The 23,638-nt window shown below is 52.9% G+C and carries 21 protein-coding genes; 11 read left to right on the plus strand and 10 right to left on the minus strand.

All coding sequences use genetic code 11. From position 1 onward, the window contains the following. Positions 1 to 117 precede the first annotated feature (117 nt). Together lpdA and KO1_RS18955 are read left to right on the plus strand one after the other, a co-directional pair. Complete coding sequence (gene lpdA, locus KO1_RS18950) at positions 118 to 1,542, plus strand: dihydrolipoyl dehydrogenase (RefSeq protein WP_004098637.1); 1,425 nt, start codon at positions 118 to 120, stop codon at positions 1,540 to 1,542. Between the two features lie 162 nt (positions 1,543 to 1,704). After that, positions 1,705 to 1,989, plus strand: coding sequence for a hypothetical protein (locus tag KO1_RS18955; RefSeq protein WP_004108075.1), 285 nt, complete (start codon positions 1,705 to 1,707; stop codon positions 1,987 to 1,989). Between the two features lie 48 nt (positions 1,990 to 2,037). Here KO1_RS18955 and KO1_RS18960 read toward each other — a convergent pair whose 3' ends face one another. Both KO1_RS18960 and KO1_RS18965 read right to left on the minus strand, forming a co-directional pair. Continuing rightward, positions 2,038 to 2,838: a DUF2950 family protein gene (locus tag KO1_RS18960; RefSeq protein ID WP_004108074.1), complete on the minus strand. Its 801-nt coding sequence runs from the start codon at positions 2,836 to 2,838 to the stop codon at positions 2,038 to 2,040. A gap of 10 nt (positions 2,839 to 2,848) precedes the next feature. Further along, positions 2,849 to 4,447 (minus strand): DUF3300 domain-containing protein, encoded by a 1,599-nt coding sequence (locus KO1_RS18965; RefSeq protein WP_004108066.1) that lies wholly within the window; start codon positions 4,445 to 4,447, stop codon positions 2,849 to 2,851. A 356-nt stretch (positions 4,448 to 4,803) separates the two neighbouring features. On the opposite strand from KO1_RS18965, the gene acnB reads away from it, so the two are divergent. Together acnB and yacL are read left to right on the plus strand one after the other, a co-directional pair. Then, on the plus strand, positions 4,804 to 7,401 hold the full coding sequence (gene acnB / locus KO1_RS18970) for a bifunctional aconitate hydratase 2/2-methylisocitrate dehydratase (RefSeq protein ID WP_004108065.1): 2,598 nt from the start codon (positions 4,804 to 4,806) through the stop codon (positions 7,399 to 7,401). A 175-nt stretch (positions 7,402 to 7,576) separates the two neighbouring features. Continuing rightward, the gene (gene yacL, locus KO1_RS18975; protein ID WP_004108063.1) at positions 7,577 to 7,939 is read left to right on the plus strand and encodes a protein YacL; all 363 of its coding nucleotides are present in this window, start codon (positions 7,577 to 7,579) and stop codon (positions 7,937 to 7,939) included. 31 nt (positions 7,940 to 7,970) lie between these two features. Here the strand turns inward: yacL and speD are convergent, their stop codons facing one another. The 5 genes from speD to KO1_RS19000 all read right to left on the minus strand — a co-directional run bounded on the left by speD (position 7,971) and on the right by KO1_RS19000 (position 12,523). Next, positions 7,971 to 8,765 carry an adenosylmethionine decarboxylase gene (speD, locus tag KO1_RS18980; RefSeq protein ID WP_004108061.1) on the minus strand — a complete coding sequence of 265 codons (795 nt, stop codon included), beginning with the start codon at positions 8,763 to 8,765 and terminating at the stop codon, positions 7,971 to 7,973. A 14-nt stretch (positions 8,766 to 8,779) separates the two neighbouring features. Further along, on the minus strand, positions 8,780 to 9,643 hold the full coding sequence (gene speE, locus KO1_RS18985; RefSeq protein ID WP_024273730.1) for a polyamine aminopropyltransferase: 864 nt from the start codon (positions 9,641 to 9,643) through the stop codon (positions 8,780 to 8,782). Between the two features lie 164 nt (positions 9,644 to 9,807). Continuing rightward, positions 9,808 to 11,502 carry an FKBP-type peptidyl-prolyl cis-trans isomerase N-terminal domain-containing protein gene (locus KO1_RS18990; RefSeq protein ID WP_024273731.1) on the minus strand — a complete coding sequence of 565 codons (1,695 nt, stop codon included), beginning with the start codon at positions 11,500 to 11,502 and terminating at the stop codon, positions 9,808 to 9,810. Continuing rightward, entirely contained in the window at positions 11,499 to 11,918 is a 420-nt protein-coding gene (locus tag KO1_RS18995; protein ID WP_024273732.1) for a YuaE family lipoprotein, read from the minus strand. Before KO1_RS18995 ends, KO1_RS18990 begins: the two co-directional genes overlap by 4 nt. 257 nt (positions 11,919 to 12,175) lie before the next feature. After that, entirely contained in the window at positions 12,176 to 12,523 is a 348-nt protein-coding gene (locus tag KO1_RS19000; RefSeq protein ID WP_004872121.1) for a YacC family pilotin-like protein, read from the minus strand. A 146-nt stretch (positions 12,524 to 12,669) separates the two neighbouring features. On the opposite strand from KO1_RS19000, the gene cueO reads away from it, so the two are divergent. Together cueO and KO1_RS19010 are read left to right on the plus strand one after the other, a co-directional pair. Then, positions 12,670 to 14,274: a multicopper oxidase CueO gene (gene cueO / locus KO1_RS19005; RefSeq protein ID WP_024273733.1), complete on the plus strand. Its 1,605-nt coding sequence runs from the start codon at positions 12,670 to 12,672 to the stop codon at positions 14,272 to 14,274. Positions 14,275 to 14,399: 125 nt separating this feature from the next. Beyond that, positions 14,400 to 14,924, plus strand: a complete 525-nt coding sequence (locus tag KO1_RS19010; RefSeq protein ID WP_004108052.1) for a DcrB/PsbP domain-containing protein — start codon at positions 14,400 to 14,402, stop codon at positions 14,922 to 14,924. Positions 14,925 to 15,016: 92 nt separating this feature from the next. On the opposite strand, the gene KO1_RS19015 is transcribed toward KO1_RS19010, so the two are convergent. Continuing rightward, positions 15,017 to 17,407: a glucose/quinate/shikimate family membrane-bound PQQ-dependent dehydrogenase gene (locus KO1_RS19015; RefSeq protein ID WP_004108050.1), complete on the minus strand. Its 2,391-nt coding sequence runs from the start codon at positions 17,405 to 17,407 to the stop codon at positions 15,017 to 15,019. Positions 17,408 to 17,610: 203 nt separating this feature from the next. Here KO1_RS19015 and hpt point away from each other — a divergent pair, with 203 nt between their 5' ends. Then, positions 17,611 to 18,147 (plus strand): hypoxanthine phosphoribosyltransferase, encoded by a 537-nt coding sequence (hpt, locus tag KO1_RS19020; protein WP_023322073.1) that lies wholly within the window; start codon positions 17,611 to 17,613, stop codon positions 18,145 to 18,147. Between the two features lie 53 nt (positions 18,148 to 18,200). Here the strand turns inward: hpt and can are convergent, their stop codons facing one another. Then, entirely contained in the window at positions 18,201 to 18,863 is a 663-nt protein-coding gene (gene can / locus KO1_RS19025) for a carbonate dehydratase (RefSeq protein WP_004108036.1), read from the minus strand. 107 nt (positions 18,864 to 18,970) lie between these two features. On the opposite strand from can, the gene KO1_RS19030 reads away from it, so the two are divergent. The 4 genes from KO1_RS19030 to KO1_RS19045 all read left to right on the plus strand — a co-directional run bounded on the left by KO1_RS19030 (position 18,971) and on the right by KO1_RS19045 (position 22,536). Then, entirely contained in the window at positions 18,971 to 19,897 is a 927-nt protein-coding gene (locus tag KO1_RS19030; RefSeq protein WP_004108035.1) for an ABC transporter ATP-binding protein, read from the plus strand. Next, positions 19,894 to 20,664: an ABC transporter permease gene (locus KO1_RS19035; protein ID WP_004108033.1), complete on the plus strand. Its 771-nt coding sequence runs from the start codon at positions 19,894 to 19,896 to the stop codon at positions 20,662 to 20,664. Before KO1_RS19030 ends, KO1_RS19035 begins: the two co-directional genes overlap by 4 nt. Positions 20,665 to 20,784: 120 nt before the next feature. After that, positions 20,785 to 21,225: a PTS sugar transporter subunit IIA gene (locus KO1_RS19040; protein ID WP_004108031.1), complete on the plus strand. Its 441-nt coding sequence runs from the start codon at positions 20,785 to 20,787 to the stop codon at positions 21,223 to 21,225. A gap of 57 nt (positions 21,226 to 21,282) precedes the next feature. After that, positions 21,283 to 22,536 (plus strand): polysaccharide deacetylase family protein, encoded by a 1,254-nt coding sequence (locus tag KO1_RS19045; protein ID WP_024273734.1) that lies wholly within the window; start codon positions 21,283 to 21,285, stop codon positions 22,534 to 22,536. A gap of 2 nt (positions 22,537 to 22,538) precedes the next feature. Here KO1_RS19045 and KO1_RS28790 read toward each other — a convergent pair whose 3' ends face one another. Then, the gene (locus KO1_RS28790; RefSeq protein ID WP_004108026.1) at positions 22,539 to 23,624 is read right to left on the minus strand and encodes a fimbrial protein; all 1,086 of its coding nucleotides are present in this window, start codon (positions 23,622 to 23,624) and stop codon (positions 22,539 to 22,541) included. Positions 23,625 to 23,638: the final 14 nt, after the last annotated feature.

A 23,638-nucleotide genomic window follows, 5' to 3' on the forward strand; every position in this document is an offset into this window, starting at 1 on the left:
TTGTTGTTTCAAAATTGTTAACAATTTTGTAAAATGCTTGCGGATAGAACGTCCCGGTGGACATGGGCGTAAAAACTATAGCGTCAGACCCGCCGGATACAAATTACAGAGGTCATGATGAGTACTGAAATCAAAACTCAGGTCGTGGTACTTGGGGCAGGTCCCGCAGGTTATTCTGCTGCCTTCCGTTGCGCTGATTTAGGTCTGGAAACCGTCATCGTAGAACGTTACAGCACCCTCGGCGGTGTATGCCTGAACGTCGGCTGTATCCCTTCTAAAGCACTGCTGCACGTTGCAAAAGTTATCGAAGAAGCGAAAGCGCTGGCCGAACACGGCATCGTTTTCGGTGAGCCGAAAACCGACATTGACAAGATTCGCACCTGGAAAGAAAAAGTCATCACTCAGCTGACCGGTGGTCTGGCTGGCATGGCCAAAGGTCGTAAAGTGAAGGTGGTTAACGGCCTGGGTAAATTTACCGGCGCTAACACCCTGGAAGTGGAAGGCGAAAACGGCAAAACCGTGATCAACTTCGACAACGCTATCATCGCGGCGGGTTCCCGTCCGATTGAACTGCCGTTCATTCCGCATGAAGATCCGCGCGTATGGGACTCCACCGATGCGCTGGAGCTGAAAACCGTACCAAAACGTCTGCTGGTTATGGGCGGCGGTATCATCGGTCTGGAAATGGGCACCGTATATCACGCGCTGGGTTCAGAGATTGACGTGGTTGAAATGTTCGACCAGGTTATCCCGGCTGCCGATAAAGACGTGGTGAAAGTCTTCACCAAGCGTATCAGCAAGAAATTCAACCTGATGCTGGAAACTAAAGTGACCGCCGTTGAAGCGAAAGAAGACGGTATCTACGTTTCCATGGAAGGCAAAAAAGCCCCGGCGGAAGCGCAGCGCTACGATGCCGTTCTGGTCGCTATCGGCCGCGTGCCGAACGGTAAAAACCTCGATGCCGGTAAAGCAGGCGTTGAAGTTGACGAGCGTGGCTTTATCCGCGTCGACAAACAGCTGCGCACTAACGTGCCGCACATCTTCGCGATCGGCGATATCGTTGGTCAGCCGATGCTGGCGCACAAAGGCGTTCACGAAGGCCACGTTGCCGCAGAAGTTATCGCCGGTATGAAGCACTACTTCGACCCGAAAGTTATCCCGTCTATCGCTTATACCGAACCAGAAGTTGCATGGGTTGGTCTGACAGAGAAAGAAGCGAAAGAGAAAGGTATCAGCTATGAAACCGCCACCTTCCCGTGGGCGGCTTCTGGCCGCGCTATCGCTTCTGACTGCGCTGACGGTATGACCAAACTGATTTTCGACAAAGAATCTCATCGCGTTATCGGCGGGGCGATTGTCGGCACCAACGGCGGCGAGCTGCTGGGTGAAATCGGTCTGGCGATTGAAATGGGCTGTGACGCTGAAGACATCGCGCTGACTATCCATGCTCACCCGACTCTGCACGAGTCCGTTGGCCTGGCTGCGGAAGTCTTCGAAGGTAGCATCACCGACCTGCCGAACGCGAAAGCGAAGAAAAAGTAAGTTTTTCTTTCAGGCAAAATGAAGAAGCGGCTCAGTGAGCCGCTTTTTTTATGCCTGATGTTTAGAACTGTGTCGCTGTTAATAAAATTGCATACCTTATTAATACTTGAAAAATAGTAACTCTATAAACTTATAGCTAATTAACTATATGTGAGGTGTGTGATGAAAAGATTTTTAACGACGACGCTGTTGGCAGCAACCTTAGTTTCGGGCATGGCCTGCGCAGCTGATGCCGTTATCCCCTGGGCTGATAACAGCGGCGGTACTGAAAGTACGCATATTGCGGCTATGGGCCAGGATTTAAATATGCAGCATCAGCAGATTACGAAGACTCGCGAAGGCGTGTGGGCGGCGAATTCCGGTAGCATCAGCGCTGACGAAGCGGCGTTGAGCAGCACTAAACCGGCTTTTGCGGGCGACCCGTCTCTGATGCCTCATCAGGGCTAACTCATCACGGCGATATGGCCCGGCGGCGTTATCGCGCGCCGGGCTTTTTTACTGATCGATGGCCTGCCAGCCATTATCAGGTGAAAACTGAGAAATGGCCTGCGCCTTGTTCGGCGTTTCTTCACCTAAATTAGTCTGATAAACGCGATCATCCTGGTTGACCATAAAGCTCATGATGCCGGTTTTCCCCCATGTCGCGGGCCATGCCAGCAGGGCGACGCCATGATTGCCCCCATCTTTGATAATACGGAAACGATAGCCATGATAGCCCTCCCCGGGTTCAACGGGGCTGAAGGCCGGCCCTAACGGGCTGGCTGCCTCTCCCGGCGCGACGGGCCAGTAGAGCCCATCCTTCTTGCCGTCGCTGCTGATAATCTTCTGCGCCCAGGCGTGGTTTAACTGATAAAAATCCTGCTGAGCGTCAACGTAAGCGTGCATAGCCTGAATGGCTGACAGTTCATTACGACCAATTGCGCGCGTGAGAATCTCATCTTCAGCCGCGGCCATATCAAAATGCCAGCCATCGTTATCTTTGATGATGGGTATCGGCAGACGCCACTCTGTCCGGCCTACCTCCAGCCAGGCGGTATTTTCCTGCAGAACGATACGGTGGCCAACCTTCCAGTCACGCTGAAAGCGAGCGACGGCGTCAGGGTCGATGCCATCTGGCGGTAAAAATTGCTGCCAGCTATCGCCGAGCAGCTCGTTGAGAGCAGATTCATCATGCCTGCCGATTGCCTCAGCCAGCGCGCTTGCGGCCTCATCAGGGGAGGAAAACTGCTGCTGAGCTAGCGCCATGCCGGGCGTCAGGGCCAGGGCCAGCAGCGTCATTTTTAATAATTTTTTCATTTGCGTATCCTCAGCGATGGCGCAGTTCACGATGGGCGGATAAGTGCTCTCTGACCGCGCTGCGCTGCTCGCTGTTTAAACCTGAGATATGACGGCTCTGCAGGCCGCGTTCCCGCTGCAACTGCCAGTCGGGAGAGCGGATGTCGTTACCGCTGAGTGCATTGACGTGGAGGTCATTTAGCTTCTGCTGGCGTTGCTCGGGCGTTGCGGTCCGCAACTGTTCGCGGCGCTGCTGCTGCCCTGTGGAAGTCTGGATTTGCGTTTTTAGCGCTTCCCGATGTTGCGGTTGTACGGCGCTATGATTAACCGCCTGCGCCTGGTCATAGCCGCGATAGTTATTGCGCTGGGTCAGCTGATGCAGCTGCTGCGATGCGGCCTGACGCTGGGCATCGCGGTAAGGCGCATGTGCGTTCGAGTGACCTGCTGCTGACGCCGGGCCGGTACGCTGCTGCAGCTGAGTCATTGCAGCCTGACGCTGTGCGTTGCGATCGACTGGCTGATGTCGGGTCGCGCTCAGCCCACCGGGAACAGTGGTCTGATGGAATTGCTGCGCAATGTTGTCGTTTGGGTACGGAATATTACCGCGCCAGGTGGGATTATGCTGCCAGCTGGCATGATTCCCCGGCAGGTTTTGCCCGGTGATATGGTTGAAATTATTCACGTTGATATGGATGTTATCGCCGTTGTGCGAGTAGCCGCCGTGATGATCATCATCGTGATGGTGATGATCGTCATCATGATGATGGTCATTGTCATCCCAGTCGATATTGCTGAATAAGGCGTAGGTGGTGGCGACGCCGAGGCTAAAACCAAAACCTTTTACAAAGCTATTGGTGAACTGCTCGCCGGGAGGCGGCGGCAGGTAGACCGGTGGATAGGCCGCGTCAGGCCAGGCGCCATAAACCACCGAGGGATTATAGGCCGGCACATACACGACATTCGGATCGGTGGATTCGATCTTAATAATCACTGGCGCCGGGGCGGAGGAGGTGACGGCGCTGCTACTGCGGGAAGCGGTGGTCATTGACGTTGACGTTGACGGAACCGCGGAGTTGGTGGCGGTAATGATTTTCTGCTGCGGCGTGGATTTTAACGTTCCGGTTTGCCGGGCAATGGCGCGTAAGCGCTGCACCGAGTCCATTACGTCCTGAGGTTGGGCAAGAAATGCGTTCCCCAGGTTTTCCACCCATGGCGGGTTTTCCCCCATTAACGCCAGCAGAGCGGGGAAGGCGACCAGCGATTTTACGCTGGGATCCCAGGGCTGATTTGCCACCGCCTGTACCGCCGAATCGCCTTTCATCGTCGGATGATCCTGCGACCACTGCACCGCCTGCACGACGTTGCCCGGATAAGTCGAAGCCATTAGCACCTGTGACAGTAGATTGTCGGGATAGAGCGCAATCGGCGCGACCCACTGATCTATCTGCGCGGGAGTCAAGGCGGTAGTCACCGGCTGAGCGGCGGCGGTTGCCTGAGCCGTCTGCGTAACGGCAGGGGGCTCGGCAGCGGTTTGCGGTTCCCGGCTTTTTACATACAGCGTACCCGCGGCGGCGAGTAGCCCGGCGCTGCAAAGCAGGGCGAGCACGTGGGGTTTGAAAGGCAGCGTCATGAGTACTCCCGACACAAAAGTTGGCCCGTTTCGACTGGCTATTGTCGAACGACGGAGAAGTGCCTGAGTATTAAGGAGGGCGCATTTGCGTTTTTGATTTTTGTTGGGATTGTGGTCAGTTATGTGTAACAGAATTAATTTTATCTTCCGCTAAACTGACATAAAACCTGCAATATTCTGCCCTTAACGATTCAGCTAATTTTTAATGTTGCTTTTTTGTAAACAGATTAACACCCCGCCAAAATCCTGCTATGCTGCCGACGCGGTATCGGGCATTTACCCTACAAACTGCTGTCTCACAGGAGCGTGAAGAGAATCGCCTACCGCATTTTACAATGAGAGCGAGGAGAACCGTCGTGCTAGAAGAATACCGTAAGCACGTAGCTGAGCGTGCCGCCGAGGGGATTGTTGCCAAACCCTTAGATGCAACCCAAATGGCCGCGCTGGTAGAACTGCTGAAAAACCCGCCTGCGGGTGAAGAAGAATTCCTGTTAGACCTGTTAATTAACCGCGTACCGCCAGGCGTCGACGAAGCCGCCTATGTTAAAGCCGGATTCCTTGCCGCGATCGCTAAAGGCGAAGCGACCTCCCCACTGGTTACCCCTGAAAAAGCTATCGAACTGCTGGGCACCATGCAGGGCGGTTACAATATTCATCCCCTGATTGACGCGCTCGACGACGCAAAGCTGGCGCCGATTGCCGCCAAAGCGCTGTCCCACACCCTGCTGATGTTTGATAATTTCTACGACGTAGAAGAGAAAGCCAAAGCGGGCAACGCATATGCCAAACAGGTGATGCAATCCTGGGCAGACGCTGAGTGGTTCCTGAGCCGTCCTCAGCTGGCCGATAAAATCACCGTGACCGTTTTTAAAGTGACCGGTGAAACCAATACTGATGACCTGTCCCCGGCTCCTGATGCCTGGTCCCGTCCGGATATCCCGCTGCACGCGCTGGCGATGCTGAAAAACGCCCGTGAAGGTATCGACCCGGATCAGCCTGGCGTCGTTGGCCCGATTAAGCAAATTGAAGCCCTGCAGCAAAAAGGCTTCCCGCTGGCCTACGTTGGTGATGTCGTTGGTACCGGTTCATCGCGTAAATCCGCCACCAACTCGGTGCTGTGGTTTATGGGCGACGATATTCCGAACGTGCCGAACAAACGCGGCGGCGGTCTGGTTCTCGGCGGCAAAATTGCGCCTATCTTCTTCAACACCATGGAAGATGCTGGCGCGCTGCCGATTGAAGTTGACGTAAACCGCCTGAATATGGGCGACGTCATCGACGTTTATCCGTTCAAAGGCGAAGTGCGTAACCACGAAACCGGCGAGCTGCTGGCGAACTTCGAACTGAAAACCGACGTGCTGATCGACGAAGTCCGCGCCGGTGGCCGTATTCCGCTGATTATCGGTCGCGGCCTGACCACCAAAGCGCGTGAAGCGCTGGGTCTGCCGCACAGCGATGTTTTCCGTCAGGCGAAAGATGTAGCGGAAAGCAGCCGCGGATACTCGCTGGCGCAGAAAATGGTTGGCCGCGCCTGCGGCGTTGCCGGCGTCCGTCCGGGCGCTTATTGCGAACCGAAGATGACCTCCGTAGGCTCTCAGGACACCACTGGGCCAATGACCCGTGATGAGCTGAAAGACCTGGCCTGTCTGGGCTTCTCTGCCGACCTGGTGATGCAGTCCTTCTGCCACACCGCTGCGTATCCGAAGCCGGTTGACGTGACAACGCACCATACGCTGCCGGACTTCATTATGAACCGCGGCGGCGTATCGCTGCGTCCGGGCGATGGCGTTATCCACTCCTGGCTGAACCGTATGCTGCTGCCGGATACCGTGGGCACCGGCGGTGACTCGCATACCCGTTTCCCGATTGGTATCTCTTTCCCTGCGGGCTCCGGTCTGGTGGCGTTTGCCGCAGCAACCGGCGTTATGCCGCTGGATATGCCGGAATCAGTACTGGTTCGCTTTAAAGGCAAAATGCAGCCGGGTATCACTCTGCGCGATCTGGTGCATGCGATCCCGCTGTACGCAATCAAACAAGGTCTGCTGACCGTTGAGAAGAAAGGGAAGAAAAACATCTTCTCTGGCCGCATTCTGGAAATTGAAGGTCTGCCGGATCTGAAGGTCGAGCAGGCGTTTGAGCTGACCGATGCCTCCGCCGAGCGTTCTGCTGCCGGCTGTACCATCAAGCTGAACAAAGAGCCGATTGTTGAATATCTGACCTCCAATATCGTCCTGCTGAAGTGGATGATCGCCGAAGGTTACGGCGATCGTCGTACGCTGGAGCGTCGCGTTCAGGGCATGGAAAAATGGCTGGCCGATCCGCAGCTGCTGGAAGGCGATGCGGATGCAGAATATGCGGCGGTGATCGAGATCGATCTGGCCGATATCAAAGAGCCTATCCTCTGCGCGCCGAACGATCCGGACGATGCGCGTCTGCTGTCCGACGTGCAGGGTGAGAAGATCGATGAAGTCTTTATCGGTTCCTGCATGACCAACATTGGCCACTTCCGCGCGGCCGGTAAGCTGCTGGACAGCCACAAAGGCCAACTGCCGACTCGCCTGTGGGTGGCGCCGCCAACCCGTATGGATGCTGCGCAGCTGACTGAAGAAGGCTACTACAGCGTGTTCGGTAAGAGCGGTGCGCGTATTGAAATTCCTGGCTGCTCCCTGTGTATGGGTAACCAGGCGCGCGTTGCCGACGGTGCGACGGTGGTTTCAACCTCAACCCGTAACTTCCCGAACCGTTTAGGTACCGGCGCTAACGTCTTCCTGGCTTCTGCGGAGCTGGCGGCCGTTGCGGCGCTGATTGGTAAGCTACCGACACCGGAAGAGTATCAGACCTACGTTGCTCAGGTGGATAAAACCGCGGCGGATACCTACCGCTACCTGAACTTCGATCAGCTGGGTCAGTATACTGAGAAGGCTGATGGGGTGATTTTCCAGACCGCGGTATAACGCAATAAGTCAGCGTTGTACATAATCCCTTCAATGCCCGGTGAACATTGCATCACCGGGCATTTTTATTTCCAATCCCTCCGTCAGCGACGCTTTTTTTCTCTCTGACTGCTGCGATAATGACGTTATGGGTACAGTGCAGCGGTGACGCACTGCCCTTGCAGAGGAAAAGACTATGGATTACGAATTTCTGCGCGATATTACCGGAGTGGTAAAGGTGCGAATGTCGATGGACCATGAGGCGCTCGGCCACTGGTTCAACGAGGAGGTTAAAGGCAACCTTGCCCTGCTGGATGAAGTAGAGCAGGCTGCGCGTACCATTAAAGGCAGCGAACGTTCCTGGCAACGTGCCGGCCATGAATACACGCTATGGCTGGATGGCGAAGAAGTGATGATCCGCGCTAATCAGCTGGATTTTTCCGGCGATGAGATAGAAGAGGGGATGAGCTACTATGACGAAGAAAGCCTCTCGCTCTGCGGCGTTGAAGATTTTTTGCAGGTCGTTGCTGCCTACCGGGAGTTTATGCAGCAGCGCTAAGTCTGGCGGAGCCTCCGTGCTCCGCCGGGCGTTACACCGCCGGAATATTTCTTGCGTAGTAAATTTCGCGCATCTCTTTCCAGAGCCGATCGGTGATGACCCTGCGCTCTTCTTCCGTTAAATCTTCCGGCCTGGTGTGAAACATGTAGTGCTTAAGGTCAAACTCCTTCAGCAACATCTTGGTATGGAAAATATTTTCCTGATAAACGTTCACGTCCACCATGTCATACAAAGATTTAATATCCTCGGACATGAAGTTTTGAATGGAGTTGATTTCATGATCGATGAAGTGCTTCATACCGTTCACATCACGGGTGAAGCCGCGAACGCGGTAATCGATGGTGACGATATCGGATTCAAGCTGGTGAATCAGATAGTTCAGGGCTTTCAGCGGCGAAATGACTCCGCAGGTTGAGACTTCAATATCGGCGCGGAAGGTGCACAGCCCGCCTTCAGGATGGCTTTCCGGGTAGGTGTGAACGCAAATATGGCTTTTATCGAGATGCGCCACGACGGTTTCCGGTAGTGGACCCGGGTGTTCCGTCTGATCGATGAGCTGCGGGTCGATCGGCTCTTCGCTGACCAGAATAGTCACGCTGGCGCCCTGAGGTTCATAATCCTGACGGGCAATGTTAAGAATATTGGCGCCGATAATCGAACAGGTCTCCGACAAAATTTCCGTCAGGCGGTTGGCGTTATAGAGTTCATCAATATAGGCGATGTAGCCATCGCGCTCCTCTGCCGTTTTTGCGTAGCAGATATCATAAATGCAAAAACTCAGGCTTTTGGTCAGATTGTTAAAGCCGTGCAGCTTCAATTTTTTCAATTTAGATCACCCCCTTACTTAACGGTGGATAGCGCATCCAGTAAATATTGCGGTAAAGCAAATGCCGCCGCGTGAATTGCCGGGTTGTAATAGCGACACTTCAGGTTTGACTTGTGAAAACGGGCCTGGATAATTTCACTGGTAAGATGGCGCAGGGCTTCATTGTCCGTGGCCCACGCGAAGGTCATGATGCCGCCGTAATAGGTTGGGATCGCCGCCTGATAGAAGCTTACATCACCAAAGTAATGGCTGAGCTTACGATGGCTATCGACGGCTTCATCCTGCTGCAGGAAACTAACGCCGTTCTGAGCAACGAAGATTCCTCCTGGATTGAGGCAGCGTTTGCAGCCTTCGTAAAAGGCGGAAGTGAACAGGCTCTCGCCGGGACCGATAGGATCGGTGCAGTCGGAGATAATGACGTCAAACGTTTGCGCGGTTTGATTAACAAAATTGACGCCATCGTCAATAACCAGCGTAAAGCGCGGGTCATCGTACGCGCCAGCATTATGATTAGGGAGATACTGGCGGCAGAATGAAACTACGCCCGCGTCAATTTCAACCATAGTGATGGTTTCGATGTTGCGATGACGGGAGACTTCGCGCAGCATTGCGCCATCGCCGCCGCCGATGATTAATACATGTTTCGCCTGGCCGTGGGCCATCAAAGGAACATGGGTCATCATTTCATGATAGATAAACTCATCACGTTCGGTGGTTTGCACTACGCCATCCAGCGCCATCACGCGGCCAAAGGCAGCGTTTTCGAATATGATTAAATCCTGATGATCGGTTTTCTCATGATACAGTACGTTATCAACGCTGAAATACTGACCAAAATGGTCGTGCAGCGTTTCATGCCACAGATTGCTATCGGCCACGGGCAGATCCTCCTTTGTTAACACCTGTTACACCCATTAAAAATGAGCGCAACATCATAGCCAACTATAGAAGATGATGCACGGTGGATATTTCAGCAAATGAAGCGTGGGGCATAACCTTTCAAGAAAAGGGAAACACGCCTCCCTGTCAGGAGGCGTGAGGATCAGGGGTTTTTAGCCTGGGGCTGTGCCGCCGTGGCGTCTACGATTCTGACTGAATACACCATGGTCGCTCCGGGCGGGATTTTGGGTGGCCGGCCTTCGCTACCATAGGCGAGTTCAGGAGGGATAACCACCGTAATAGAACCGTGGTTCCCCAGGCGCTTTATTGGCCCGAGGAAGACAGGAGGATAGGATTTTAGGGTCTGAGACCAGACTTTGCCTTCCGCTTCCATGTCGTTAATAACGGTTCCATCAATTAGCGTCTCCTTGATGGTTACGGTGACGGTATCGCTGTCGAGGATCTTACCTTCGCCGGCATAGTCGATACGGCTGTATATCCCATCTTTAAATACCACACCTTTTTGTTTCGCGAATTTTTGTTGGTATTTTTTCCCTTCGTTAACCATCTGCTGTTCTATCTTATGCAGATGCTGAAAGACCTTTTTCGACACATCGAACAGAGCCTTATTGCGCGCTTTCTCGTCGAGGGCGATTTTCCCTGAAAAGGAATCCAGAATGCCCTGCAGAACGGTATCTTTACTGATTTTTATGCCCTGTGAACTGCGGGTGGACAACACTTTTAGCGCCTCCTCGCCCATCGATACGCCGACAGAGTAAGCCTGCTGCTGAGGCTCTCTGGTAAGATCGATAGCCGCCGGGTTTTTACCTGATTTCGTCTCGGCATCAGCAAGCCGGGCCTTTAGCTGGCTTATCTCATCAGCGCTGGCCTGCAGCAGGGCGTTGTTTTCATCTGCCTGCGGGCTGACCGCATTTTCCTGAGGCGCTGACTGCTGCCTGCTGATGGTGAAGGAGTCCAGTTTTGCCGTGAGCGCCCGGTTTTCTACCCCCGTGGCCGCCAGTTTTACCGCCAAATCCTGCTTTTCCGCTACTGCGGCAGCAAGTTTCGCCGCCAGCGCTTGCCGGCCGGTTTCTCCCGCATCCAGTTTTGTTTTGAGTTCCCGCTGTGCGGTTTCTGCGGCGACGAGCTTTGCAGCGAGCGCTTGCTTGTCTGATGCAGCGGCAGCAAGCTTAGAGGCGATATCTTGCGGTTGTTTTTCCTCAGCCGCGAGCTTCTTTAACAGCGTTTGCTTTTCAGCGGCGGCTTCCGTTAGCAGTGATTCAAGCTTTTGTTTCGCTGATTCCGCAGAAGCTAGCTTTTTTTCCTGTAGCAGAATTTTATTTTCCGTGGCATTGAGCTGCCCCAGTTTCTGTTTCATTTCAGCGGCGGCGGAGAGCTCTTTGTCTATTAAGCGTTGTTTTTCTGCTACGGCAACCGTTAATGCTTTCTCAAGCTGGCGAATTTTATCCGTCAGATCTTTTTGATTGTCCTGTACGGCATAAACCGTAGCTGGCTTTGCTGAAAGCTGTTGTCGAAGTTGCCGAATGATTTTATCTTTTTGAGCAATTATTGCAGCCTGGCGTGAAACTTCAGTGACTTTCTGTTCGTTTTTTTTATTCGTTGTTTGCGTAATAGCGTTTTTTTCTTCAACGGACTTCGCAGGCGCGCGATCTTTCTGAGCCTGCTGCTCTTTAGCGTAATTTAAGAATGCCGGCCCTGACGCGTCACTATTCGAATTTGCCGTAACATGTATCAGCGCCTCTTTTTCCGCGCGAGCGTCGGGTGATGGCGACAGCGCCAGCACAAGCGCTGCTGCCAGCGATATCGAATTGAAGTTAATAGCTATTTTTCCGTTCATGGCTGAACATTTTCACCGCGTTTAACCAGACTATCGATCAGTTCCTTTTCAATATCCGCGCATAGCTTGATTGATTTGAACTGGTACATGGAGTCGATACCCTGTTTAGTTGGCTCTGCAACTTTGCTGCGCACAGAATTATATTGAGATGCGGCGTTGAGCAGGGCGGTGAAATCATTCCCTAATTTAGCTGCCTGCTTTGGATTCACCTCTTTCAGTGACTCCAGCGCTTTACGGCAAGTCTCAATGCGCGCTTGCTCCTCGGCAATTCTCTGCTGTTCAGTTTGCTGTTGATTTAATGTCGCGTCAGGTAAAGGTTTCATTAATCTGGCGGATTGTCGGGATTGTGTTGATTGACAACCTACTAATAAAATGACGGCCAGAGGTGCTATGCGGGTAAATAAGGATATGTTCAAGGTTTCATTCCATTGATAAAAAGGGTCGTTATCGGGCGATAATAATGTGCAAAAAAGGAGATTGCAATAATATGGCTGCTGTTTTTTTTAGAGTTTATTAGTATTAATTTTATTAATTAGTTAAACACTTAATGAATTATCGGTGAGGTTTTTGAATTGAGATATGAATTAGTCGTCGCTGTAAAGTGAATTGCTATTACTAATAACGCAATAGCCGTATTTAAACGGCTATTAAACTTGTTAAATCAGAAGCGTGATTATTTCACGTAGGCGAGCAGGCTTAGCGAGTCACGAGCCAGCGCTTTACATTTTTTGGTGGTAGGAATTTTGATTCCGCTGAGATCCCGATAGCTATCCTCGCCCAGGGCTTTCATATTGAAGCTGTCGTAGTTGCTTAAATCCCACTGGTTCTGCTGAGCAAAGAACACCAGAGCGCGACGAATCTGCGTGTTAGGCAGATTTTGATAACCGCAATCGTTCTTCAGAAAGACGAATACCGCCGTCAAATCAGCCATATCTTCCGCTTCGGACTCGCTTAATGCATAGCTATTGGCGGAGAGAGTAAGCAGGCTGCCAAGCACTATTGTTCTGAAAAGCGTTTTCATTTTTTCTACCATTGAATCACTGACAAACAAAGTTAGCATACTTCTTTACACTACGCTGAGCTTTATTCTTACTCTTCCGCTTGACCTTCCCGTTGGTGGAGGGTTTAAGCTCATTTATTCACCTGCAGAATAAAAGGATGTGAAAAATGCAACGTCGTGAATTTCTTAAATTAACCGCTGCGGTCAGCGTAGCCAGCGCATTGCCGCTCTGGAGCCGCGCGGTTTTGGCTGCCGGTCGTCCCTCTTTGCCCGTGCCGGAACTGCTGATGGCTGACGCGCGCAATCGCATCTCCTTAACCATTCAGGCCGGAAAAACGCAGTTCGGCTCTCACCTGGCGACGACCTGGGGCTACAACGGTAGCCTGCTGGGGCCGGCCCTGCAGCTTAAGCAAGGCGAGGCGGCAACCATCGATATTCATAATCGTCTGGCGGAGGAGACTACCGTGCACTGGCACGGTCTGGAGGTTTCCGGCGTCGTTGACGGTGGCCCTCAGGGGGTGATTCCCGCAGGAGGTTCCCGTACCGTGACGTTTACGCCAACGCAGCGGGCGGCGACCTGTTGGTTCCACCCTCACCAACACGGAAAAACCGGCAGACAGGTGGCGATGGGGCTGGCCGGTCTGGTGCTCATTTCTGATGCAGAAAGTGAAAAGCTGCTCTTGCCAAAGCAGTGGGGAATCGATGATGTGCCGGTGATCGTGCAGGATAAGAAATTCACCCAGGAAGGCCAGATTGACTACCAGCTCGATATCATGAGCGCCGCCGTTGGCTGGTTTGGCGATACGCTGCTGACCAACGGCGCGCTTTATCCGGAGCATGCCGCTCCTCGCGGCTGGCTGCGTTTGCGTCTGCTTAACGGCTGCAACGCGCGTTCTTTAAATTTCTCTACCAGCGATAAGCGGCCCATGTACGTCGTGGCAAGCGATGGCGGTCTGCTTGCTGAGCCGGTAAAAGTTAACGAGCTGCCGGTGCTGATGGGGGAACGGTTTGAAGTGCTGGTGGATACGACGGACGGTAAACCCTTTGATCTGATAACGCTGCCGGTGAGTCAGATGGGTATGGCTATTACGCCATTCGATAAACCGCAGCCAGTATTACGCGTTCAGCCGCTGACGATTCCGGCTTCCGGTAAGCTGCCGGATGTCCTTGCCGCCATGCCAGCGCTACCTTCCTTACAAGGGCTAACCCAGCGTACGCTGCAGCTCTCTATGGATCCGATGCTTGATATGATGGGCATGCAGGCGCTGATGCAAAAATACGGCGATCAGGCGATGTCCGGAATGGACCACGGCGCGATGATGAACCATGGCGAGATGGGGAATATGAACACTATGAACCACGGCGACATGGAACATATGAATCATGGCGGCATGACGCAGATGAAGCACGGTAATAAGGATTTTGATTTCCATAACGCTAACCGCATCAACGGGAAAGCATTTGATATGAATGTCCCCATATTTGCGGCGGCGAAAGGGCAGTATGAGCGGTGGGTGATTTCCGGTAAGGGCGACATGATGCTGCATCCGTTTCATATCCACGGTACCCAGTTCCGTATTTTATCTGAAAACGGCAAGGCGCCTGCAGCGCATCGCAGCGGCTGGAAAGACACCGTTCGGGTGGAAGGCGCAGTGAGTGAAGTACTGGTGAAATTTGACCATGATGCCCCGAAGGAGTTTGCCTATATGGCGCACTGCCATCTGCTGGAACATGAAGATACGGGAATGATGTTGGCCTTTACGACTGCCTGAGGACGTTTCCTGCTCGTTCGCCCTGCGCGGCGGGCGGGCACTTTTCTTAAAGTCCTTACCGAGGGTGTTGATTTATAAAATCACGCATATACTGTCGCGATTGCTTAATAATCAACGAGGTTGAAATGGATATTTACCGCAAAGTGATTGCCGCATCGCTGGCGCTATTTGTTACGCTTTCCGCACATGCCGGGATGACGATGGAACGTAAGGACATACCCGATTTAAAGCTTAGTGTTGAAATCCCCGAGGGGCTGACGCCAATGTCTGAAGAGATGGCAAAGCTCAAATACCCTTCCGAAAACCGTCCACAGGTCATTTATGGCGATGAGAAAGGCAAAGCATCGCTGGGGGTTACCGCAGGGCGCAATCCGTTACCAGCGGAGAAGCTCGATGCATTTAAAGAGATGATGCTTAAGATGCTGGAGAGTTTAAAACCGCAGGCCGAGGCCGTTACCGTTGATGGTCATAAGGGGTGGTTACTCACCTTCTATTCGCAGGCTGCGGATACTGAAATTCTCAATATGATGTTAATCACATCGCAGGATAATAAGGCGGTGCAGATGACGTTTAATATGACCAAAGATTTAGTTGAACAGTATCAGGAAGCGGCAAAAGCCTCTTTGCTTTCCCTGCAGTTCGCGAAGTAACTCTGGTCTCGACTGAAAAAAACGCCCGTAAAGGGCGTTTTTTTATTTCCTGTCTCTAAGACAAGGGAAGGGGCTCAGAAGGCAAAGCGGAATTACTTCGCGTCGTCCGGCAGAGCGTAAGCGACGATATAGTCGCCCATCTTCGTGCCAAACGAACCGTGACCGCCCGCAGAGATGACAACGTACTGCTTGCCATTCACTTCATAGGTCATCGGCGTCGCCTGGCCGCCCGCCGGCAGACGGGCCTGCCATAATTTTTCACCGTTGCTCATATTGTACGCGCGCAGGTAGTTATCTGCGGTCGCGCCGATAAACAGCACATTGCCTGCCGTAGAAATAGGGCCGCCCAGCATCGGCATACCCATGGTGAACGGAAGTTTAATCGGCATCGGGAACGGCAGGCTATCCTGCGGGGTACCGATACGTTTTTTCCACACCACTTCGTTGGTTTTTAAATCCAGCGCGGAGATATAGCCCCAGGCCGGCTGTTTGCAAGGCAGACCAAACGGTGACAGGAACGGGTTTAGCGTAACGCCGTAAGGAACGCCGTACTGTGGCTGAATACCGGCTTCAGTACCGGAACCTTTGGCGTCTTTCGGCTGTTCCATCGGGTTGCCGGGGCCGCGCGGGATCAGTTTTGACACAAACGGCAGCGCCATTGGGTTAGCAATCGCCACCTGGCGGTTCGGATCGACGGAGATACCGCCCCATTCGAACATCCCCAGGTTACCCGGGAACACCAGAGTTCCTTGTTCTGACGGCGGGGTGAAGATGCCTTCATAGCGCAGCTGATGGAAGATAACCCGGCACACCAGCTGGTCAAACATGGTGGCGCCCCACATATCCGCGCCGCTCAGGTCTTTTTTCGGGCGGAAGCTCAGATCGGAGAAAGGCTGAGTTTTTGAGACGTAGTCACCTTTCGCCGCCCCTTGCGGAACCGGTTTTTCCGGTGCCGGGACAACCAGCTCACCGTTACGGCGATCGAGGACAAAAATATTACCGGTTTTTGCCGGAGCGTAAATTACCGGTACGGTTTTACCGTTGACGTCGATGTCCGCCAGCGTCGGCTGCGACGGCATATCCATATCCCACAGATCGTGGTGCACGGTCTGGTAGCTCCACGCCAGTTTACCGGTGGTGGCGTTTAGCGCCACGATGGAGCTGGCATAGCGTTCCTGTTCTGGCGTACGGTTGCCGCCCCAGATATCCGGGGTGGTCACGCCCATAGGCAGGTAGACCAAATCCAGCTTCGCGTCATAGGCGGCTGGCGCCCAGGAGTTAGGTGAATTCAGTGTGAAATGATGTTCATCACTCGGAATCGCGTTGGGATCTTTCGCACCCGGATCAAAGGCCCATAGCAGCTTACCGGTATTCACATCAAAGCCGCGGATAACGCCAGACGGCTCGCGGGTCGAGAAGTTATCGGTCACGGCGCCGGCGATAACGATCGTTTTATCAGTAATAATCGGCGGTGAAGTCGGTTCGTACATACCCGGCGTAGTGACAGGCATGTTGGTTTGCAGATTGAGAATGCCTTTATTAGCAAAGGATTCACACAGCTTACCGGTTTCGGCATTGATGGCGAACAGGCGGCCATCGTTGACCGGTAGAATGATACGGCGCGGGCAGTCGGCAACCACATCTGCCGGCGCATTGTCCGCTCTGGCTTCATGATATGAAACGCCGCGGCAGGTCACGTGCTGGAAAGAGGGATCGGCGTTGAGCTGCGGATCGAAATGCCATTTTTCTTTACCGGTGGCCGCATCAAGCGCGAACAGGCGCTGGTGGGCAGTACACAGATAGAGCGTGTCGCCCACTTTAATCGGCGTAACTTCGTTGGTAATTTCGCCCGGATCGTTAGGCTGCTTGAGATCGCCCGTACGGAAGACCCAGGCTTCTTTCAGATTCTTCACGTTATCGGCGTTGATCTGCTTCAGCGGCGAGTAACGCTGTCCTTCCTGATTACGGCCATACGCCGACCAGTCGCCATCGGCAACGTCGGAAATAGGCGCTGCTGGCGTTGCATCCGCTCTCAGCGTACCGTTGACTTCCTGCGGGTCGTTGAAGCCGGCCCAGGTGAGGATGCCGCCGCTAATCAGCAGGGCGACGACCAGCCCGGCAACGGCGCCAGCGGAGGGAATCGGCAGGCGACGCCAGACAAAAGGAAGAATCAGCCAGATGCCGAAGAAGACCAGAATGTCGCTGCGTGGGGTCAGCGCCCAGAAGTCAAAACCAACCTCCCAGACGCCCCAAATCATCGTGGCAAGCAGCAGCGCGGCGTAAAGCCAAAGCGCAGAGCGCTTACCGCGGAACAGGAGGACGGTGACGCCCAGCATCACCAGACCTGCGATAGGGTAGTACCAGGAGCCGCCGAGGGCGACCAGCCAGGCTCCGCCCGCTAAAAGATAGAGGCCACAGAACGCTGCAAAAAGAGCCGTCAGCGTCACGAGTAGCCGTGATTGTTGAGATTTTGTTTCTGCCATAGAAAGACACTCGTTTGATTGTTAATTTTTTACCTGCAATTAATTATAGGATTTAACAAGTGTGATCGGAATCACAAAATGGGCTTTATTAATCACTGCATCGCATATTTCTTTTTGCTGGTATACTGCGTGGCTTGCCGGTCAACGTCGGTGCAATCGCAGCGGCATTGATGATTTACATTAAGAATCAAATGGTTAGTTTTATGAAACATACTGTAGAAGTGATGATCCCGGAAACTGAGATCAAAGCCCGTATTGCTGAGCTCGGTCGTCAAATTAATGAACATTACCAGGATAGCGGCAGCGAAATGGTGCTGGTGGGGCTATTGCGCGGTTCATTTATGTTTATGGCCGACCTGTGCCGTGAAGTTCAGGTACCCCATGAAGTCGATTTCATGACCGCATCCAGCTACGGCAGCGGCATGTCCACCACCCGCGACGTCAAAATCCTCAAAGATCTGGATGAAGACATCCGCGGTAAAGATGTGCTGATCGTGGAAGACATCATTGACTCCGGCAACACACTGTCAAAAGTGCGTGAAATTCTTAGCCTACGTGAACCTAAATCCCTGGCGATTTGTACCCTGCTCGATAAGCCAAGCCGTCGTGAAGTTAACGTGCCGGTAGAGTTCGTCGGTTTTGCGATCCCGGATGAATTCGTCGTGGGCTACGGCATTGACTATGCTCAGCGCTACCGTCACCTGCCCTATATCGGCAAAGTGACCCTGCTCGACGAATAAAGCGGATTATCTATCCCGGCGGCCCGGGATAATAATTAAGAGGAGCGCGTGAATTACTTGTGATTGACGTGCTTGCTTTTAAGGTTGGAAATACCCTGGCGATAGCGCTGTTCCAGCGTTTCGCGGCTGACGGCGGTCACGTCAAGGTCGCGTAACATGCCGTCGTGAATGCCGTAAGCCCAGCCGTGGATGGTCACTTTCTGTCCGCGCTTCCACGCCGACTGCATAATCGTTGAGTGACCCAGGTTGTAAACCTGCTCCATCACATTCAATTCACACAGCGTATCAAGGCGACGCTCTTCGGGCATCTCACCCAGTAATGAGCTGTGCTTAAACCAGATATCGCGGATATGCAGCAGCCAGTTGTCGATCAGGCCAAGCTCGGTATTTTCAATTGCCGCCTGCACGCCGCCGCAGCCGTAGTGGCCGCAGATGATGATGTGCTCGACTTCCAGTACATCAACCGCGTACTGCACCACGGAAAGACAGTTCAGGTCGGTATGAATCACCAGGTTTGCAACGTTACGGTGTACAAACAGCTCGCCGGGTTCCAGGCCGGTCAAACGTTCGGCGGGGACGCGGCTATCGGAACATCCAATCCACAGAAAGCGCGGTTTTTGCGCTTGTGCCAGCTTCTCAAAGAAACCGGGGTCTTCCTCCACCAGCATTTTTGACCATAGTGCATTGTTGCTGATGAGTGTATCTATATCGTTCATGGATGTTTACGGGCCTGTAACCAAGTAAGTGCGTTGCGCTAATATAGGGTAACCTCACATTTTTTAAAACAACCCATCGCGTGTCGCGACACGAGAAGAGACCTTTAATGACCATTGCTCTGGAACTAAAACAGCTCAAGAAAACCTACCCCGGTGGAGTTCAGGCGCTGCGCGGAATCGATCTGCAGGTCGAAGCGGGCGATTTTTACGCGCTCCTGGGGCCTAACGGCGCGGGGAAATCGACCACTATCGGCATCATCAGTTCGCTGGTAAATAAAACCTCCGGCGAGGTGAATGTTTTTGGCTACGATCTGCAAAAGGATGTGGTGAACGCCAAACGCCAGCTCGGTCTGGTGCCGCAGGAGTTCAACTTCAACCCGTTTGAAACCGTGCAGCAGATTGTGGTCAACCAGGCGGGCTACTATGGCGTTGAGCGCAAAGAAGCGATTGTCCGCAGTGAAAAGTACCTCAAACAGCTCGACCTATGGGAAAAGCGCAACGAGCGCGCGCGGATGCTCTCCGGCGGCATGAAGCGCCGCCTGATGATCGCCCGCGCGTTGATGCATGAACCGAAGCTGCTGATCCTCGATGAGCCCACGGCGGGAGTGGATATTGAGCTTCGTCGCTCGATGTGGGGATTTTTGAAAGATCTCAACGATAAAGGCACGACGATTATCCTGACTACCCACTATCTGGAAGAGGCCGAAATGCTGTGCCGCAATATCGGCATTATTCAGCGCGGCGAGCTGGTGGAAAACACATCGATGAAAGCGCTGCTGGCCAAGCTGAAATCAGAAACTTTTATTCTCGACCTGGCTCCCAAAAGCCCGCTGCCGGTGCTGGAAGGCTATCAGTATCGTCTGGTCGATACGTCGACTCTGGAGGTAGAAGTGCTGCGCGAGCAGGGGATTAACAGCGTGTTCACTCAGCTGAGCGCGCAGGGAATACAGGTATTAAGTATGCGTAACAAAGCAAACCGGCTTGAAGAGCTGTTTGTCACGCTGGTGCATGACCGGAAAGGAGAATCAGCATGATGCAGCTTTATTGGGTCGCGCTGAAAAGCATCTGGACCAAAGAGATCCATCGGTTTATGCGTATCTGGGTCCAGACGCTGGTGCCGCCGGTGATAACCATGACCCTCTACTTTGTCATTTTTGGCAATCTGATCGGTTCGCGCATCGGTGAGATGCACGGTTTTACCTATATGCAATTTATCGTGCCGGGTCTGATCATGATGGCGGTGATCACCAACGCCTATGCCAACGTGGCGTCCTCTTTCTTCAGCGCCAAATTCCAGCGCAATATTGAAGAACTGCTGGTCGCGCCGGTCCCCACGCACGTGGTGATCGCCGGCTATGTGGGCGGCGGAGTTGCCCGCGGTCTGTGCGTCGGGATTCTGGTGACGGCGATTTCGCTATTTTTCGTTCCGTTCCAGGTCCACTCGTGGGTATTTGTCGCTCTGACCCTGATACTGACCGCCGTGCTATTCTCGCTGGCCGGCCTGCTGAACGCGGTGTTTGCTAAAACCTTTGACGATATCAGCCTTATTCCGACCTTCGTGCTGACGCCGTTGACCTACCTTGGCGGGGTTTTTTATTCCCTGACCCTGCTGCCGCCCTTCTGGCAAGGGCTGTCGCATCTCAATCCGATCGTCTATATGATCAGCGGCTTCCGCTACGGCTTCCTCGGAATTAACGATGTTCCGCTGGCGACGACCTTCGGCGTGCTGGTCGTGTTTATCGTCGCGTTTTATCTCCTGTGCTGGTATCTGATCCAGCGCGGACGCGGGCTGCGCAGCTAATTTAACCACCGATGGCGCTTTGCTGCTCACTGAGGCAAAGCGCCAGCCAACAATTTGATTGCCATCACCGATATTCATCACTTGCCTTGCTAAATTGTTTGCCTGCTAAGGAGGTAGGCGATGTTAGGTTGGGTGATTACCTGCCATGATGAACTGGCGCAGGAGATGCTGGATCGTCTGGAGAAAAAGTTTGGGCCGTTGACGCAGTGCCGGGCGGTCAACTACTGGCGCAATCTCAGCAGCAATATGCTGAGCCGTATGATGTGCGATGCGCTACATGAGACGGACAGCGGCGAAGGCGTTATTTTCCTGACCGATAAATCCGGCGCGGCGCCTTATCGCGTGGCGGCGCTGATGAGCCATAAGCACACCCACTGTGAAGTGATTTCCGGGATCGACTATTCATTACTGGAAAGTATGTATTTGCTGCGCCAGAACCTGAGCAGCGAAGCCTTCCGACACGCCATTGTCAGCGCCGGAGGCCCGGCGGTGAGCAGTCTCTGGCATCAGCAGCAAAAGAATCCACCCTTCCGGCTGCTGCATGAGCCGTACGGGAATTAAGCATTGGTATTGATCGCGCTTTTGTTACAATGACGGCAGTTTTTGTCTACCGGTTCAATGCGCATGCTTGCCCGAATGTTTGTTTTACTCCTTCTGCTTACGGCGTGCAGCGCTTCCGCCAGCCTGTTAAGCCAGCAGGACACCCCCGCGCGCTATATGCAAACGACCGAAGATGCGGATATCTGGGCGCAGGTTGGCAACCAGGTGGTGAGCGTCGGCAACGTACGGGCAGGGCAAATACTGGCGGTAGTGCCGACCGCAGCCGATTACTACGAGTTTAATTTTGGCTTTGCGACCGGCTTTATCGATAAAGGCCACCTAGGGCCAGTGCAGGGCAAGCAGCGGGTTGAGGATAGCCTCGGCGACCTGCATAAGCCTCTGAGCAACCAGAATCTCATTACCTGGAAAGATACGCCCGTCTATGATGGCCCCTCCGCTGGCAGCGCGCCGTTCGGCACCCTGGCGAATAATTTGCGCTATCCGATTATCAGCAAGCTCCGGGATCGGTTGAATCAAACCTGGTTTCAGATACGCATCGGTAACCGCCTGGCGTGGGTGAGCAGTCTGGATGCGCAGGAAGATAACGGCATCCCCATACTCACTTATCACCATATTCTGCGTGACGAAGAAAACACCCGGTTTCGTCATACCTCGACCACGACTTCCGTTCGCGCCTTCAGCAACCAGATGACCTGGCTACGCGACCAGGGCTATGCCACGCTGAGCATGTATCAACTGGAAGGTTATCTGCGTAATAAAGTGAATCTTCCGGCGCGTTCGGTGGTGATCACTTTTGACGATGGTCTGAAATCGGTCAACCGCTATGCGTACCCGATTCTTAAGCAATATGGCTTTCACGCTACGGCTTTTATTATTTCATCGCGCATCAAGCGCCATCCCCAGAAATGGGCGCCGAACTCGCTGCAGTTTATGAGCATTTCCGAGTTAAAACAGATTCAGGATGTCTTCGACGTGCAGTCGCATACCCATTTCCTGCATCGGGTTGATGCCCGGCGTCATCCGATTCTGCTCAGCCGCAGCTATCACAATATTCTGTTTGATTTTGAACACTCGCGGCGGGCGCTGGCGCAGTTTAATCCCCACGTGCTCTATCTTTCTTATCCGTTTGGCGGCTATAACGCTAAGGCGGTTCAGGCGGCGAACGACGCCGGTTTTCATCTGGCGGTGACTACCGTGAGAGGTAAGGTAAAGCCGGGCGACAATCCGTTCTTATTAAAAAGGCTATATATTCTCAGAACGGATTCGCTGGAGACGATGTCGCGGCTGATTAGCAATCAGCCGCAGGGGTAATCTCAGTCATAGGTCATGTTAAAAACGGCAGTTGCTTTAAATTGACCAACAACAAGCGGGTTACCATCTCTTTCCATACGGGCGATAAAGTTGAAAGTTTTGCTGCCTGGAATGGTGTTGTCGCTTACCACGTAATTAGAATTGGCGTTGTTGGGAATAAGTTGAGTCGTTTTATTGTAAAGAATTTTTACGCCAATACCGGTAGCCGCGTTTGTATTCAGGGTATTACCCAGCAGATCCGCCCCACTTCCCGTTGTCTTGAGGGTGGTCATTTTTGTCGTGAATTTTGCCACGCTGGTACAGTCGCTGACATCAATGTTAAAAGGCACATCTTTAGTGGTATTGCCATTTTTTAAGTCTGATATGAAATAATCCCCCATGGCAACATTAGTACCTCCGTCGCCAAGCGCCATCACACTGCAGGTTGGTAAAACCAGAGGAATGGAGAAGGTATCTTCCGTGACATAAAAGGCATAAGGCTGATTGTTGCTATCCGAGGGAACGCCGAGACTCGCCCAGCCTAGTAAGCCCGCCTGGGGTTTTAAATAGGTTAATTTTTGCGGATTGCCATTAAATGACTCTTTTAGGTAGACGTAAATTGTAGCTTTAAATGTTTTTTCATCCCAGTTATCTTCATACCCATCGTTATAAGAAATTATTTGAAAGTCTTGTGTGTTTTGCGCAAACATGTTTCCGGAGCCGGTAGTTGTATTTATTCGCACCTGGTACTCAATGCCTGGAATATTAGTGAGAAAAGAGGCAAAATTATACAGTCCCTGTCCTGTTATATTTGGCGAGGTTTTAGCCCACAAGTCTTCGCCATCATTACCTGCGCTACAATCTCCTGTAATTGTCGGGGTTAGCTTTGTGTCAAATTGGGCTATCATATGAGATTGGCCACTGGTTGGCGTGGGTAGCCTGATTTCTTTATAACTTCCGTTAACCAGCGTTGTGCTACCACCTTTGCCGCTGTTAAAACGGCACTCTATAGCCGCCTGGGCGGGCTGGCTACAGAATAAGATGCATAAAGCTATTACTGTAGTGAGGGTGGATATACATAGGGTTCCTGGCTTTGTTTTTTTCAGCATTTTGTCTACATCCT

This window comes from Klebsiella oxytoca NBRC 105695, assembly GCF_001598695.1.
Classification (GTDB): domain Bacteria; phylum Pseudomonadota; class Gammaproteobacteria; order Enterobacterales; family Enterobacteriaceae; genus Klebsiella; species Klebsiella oxytoca.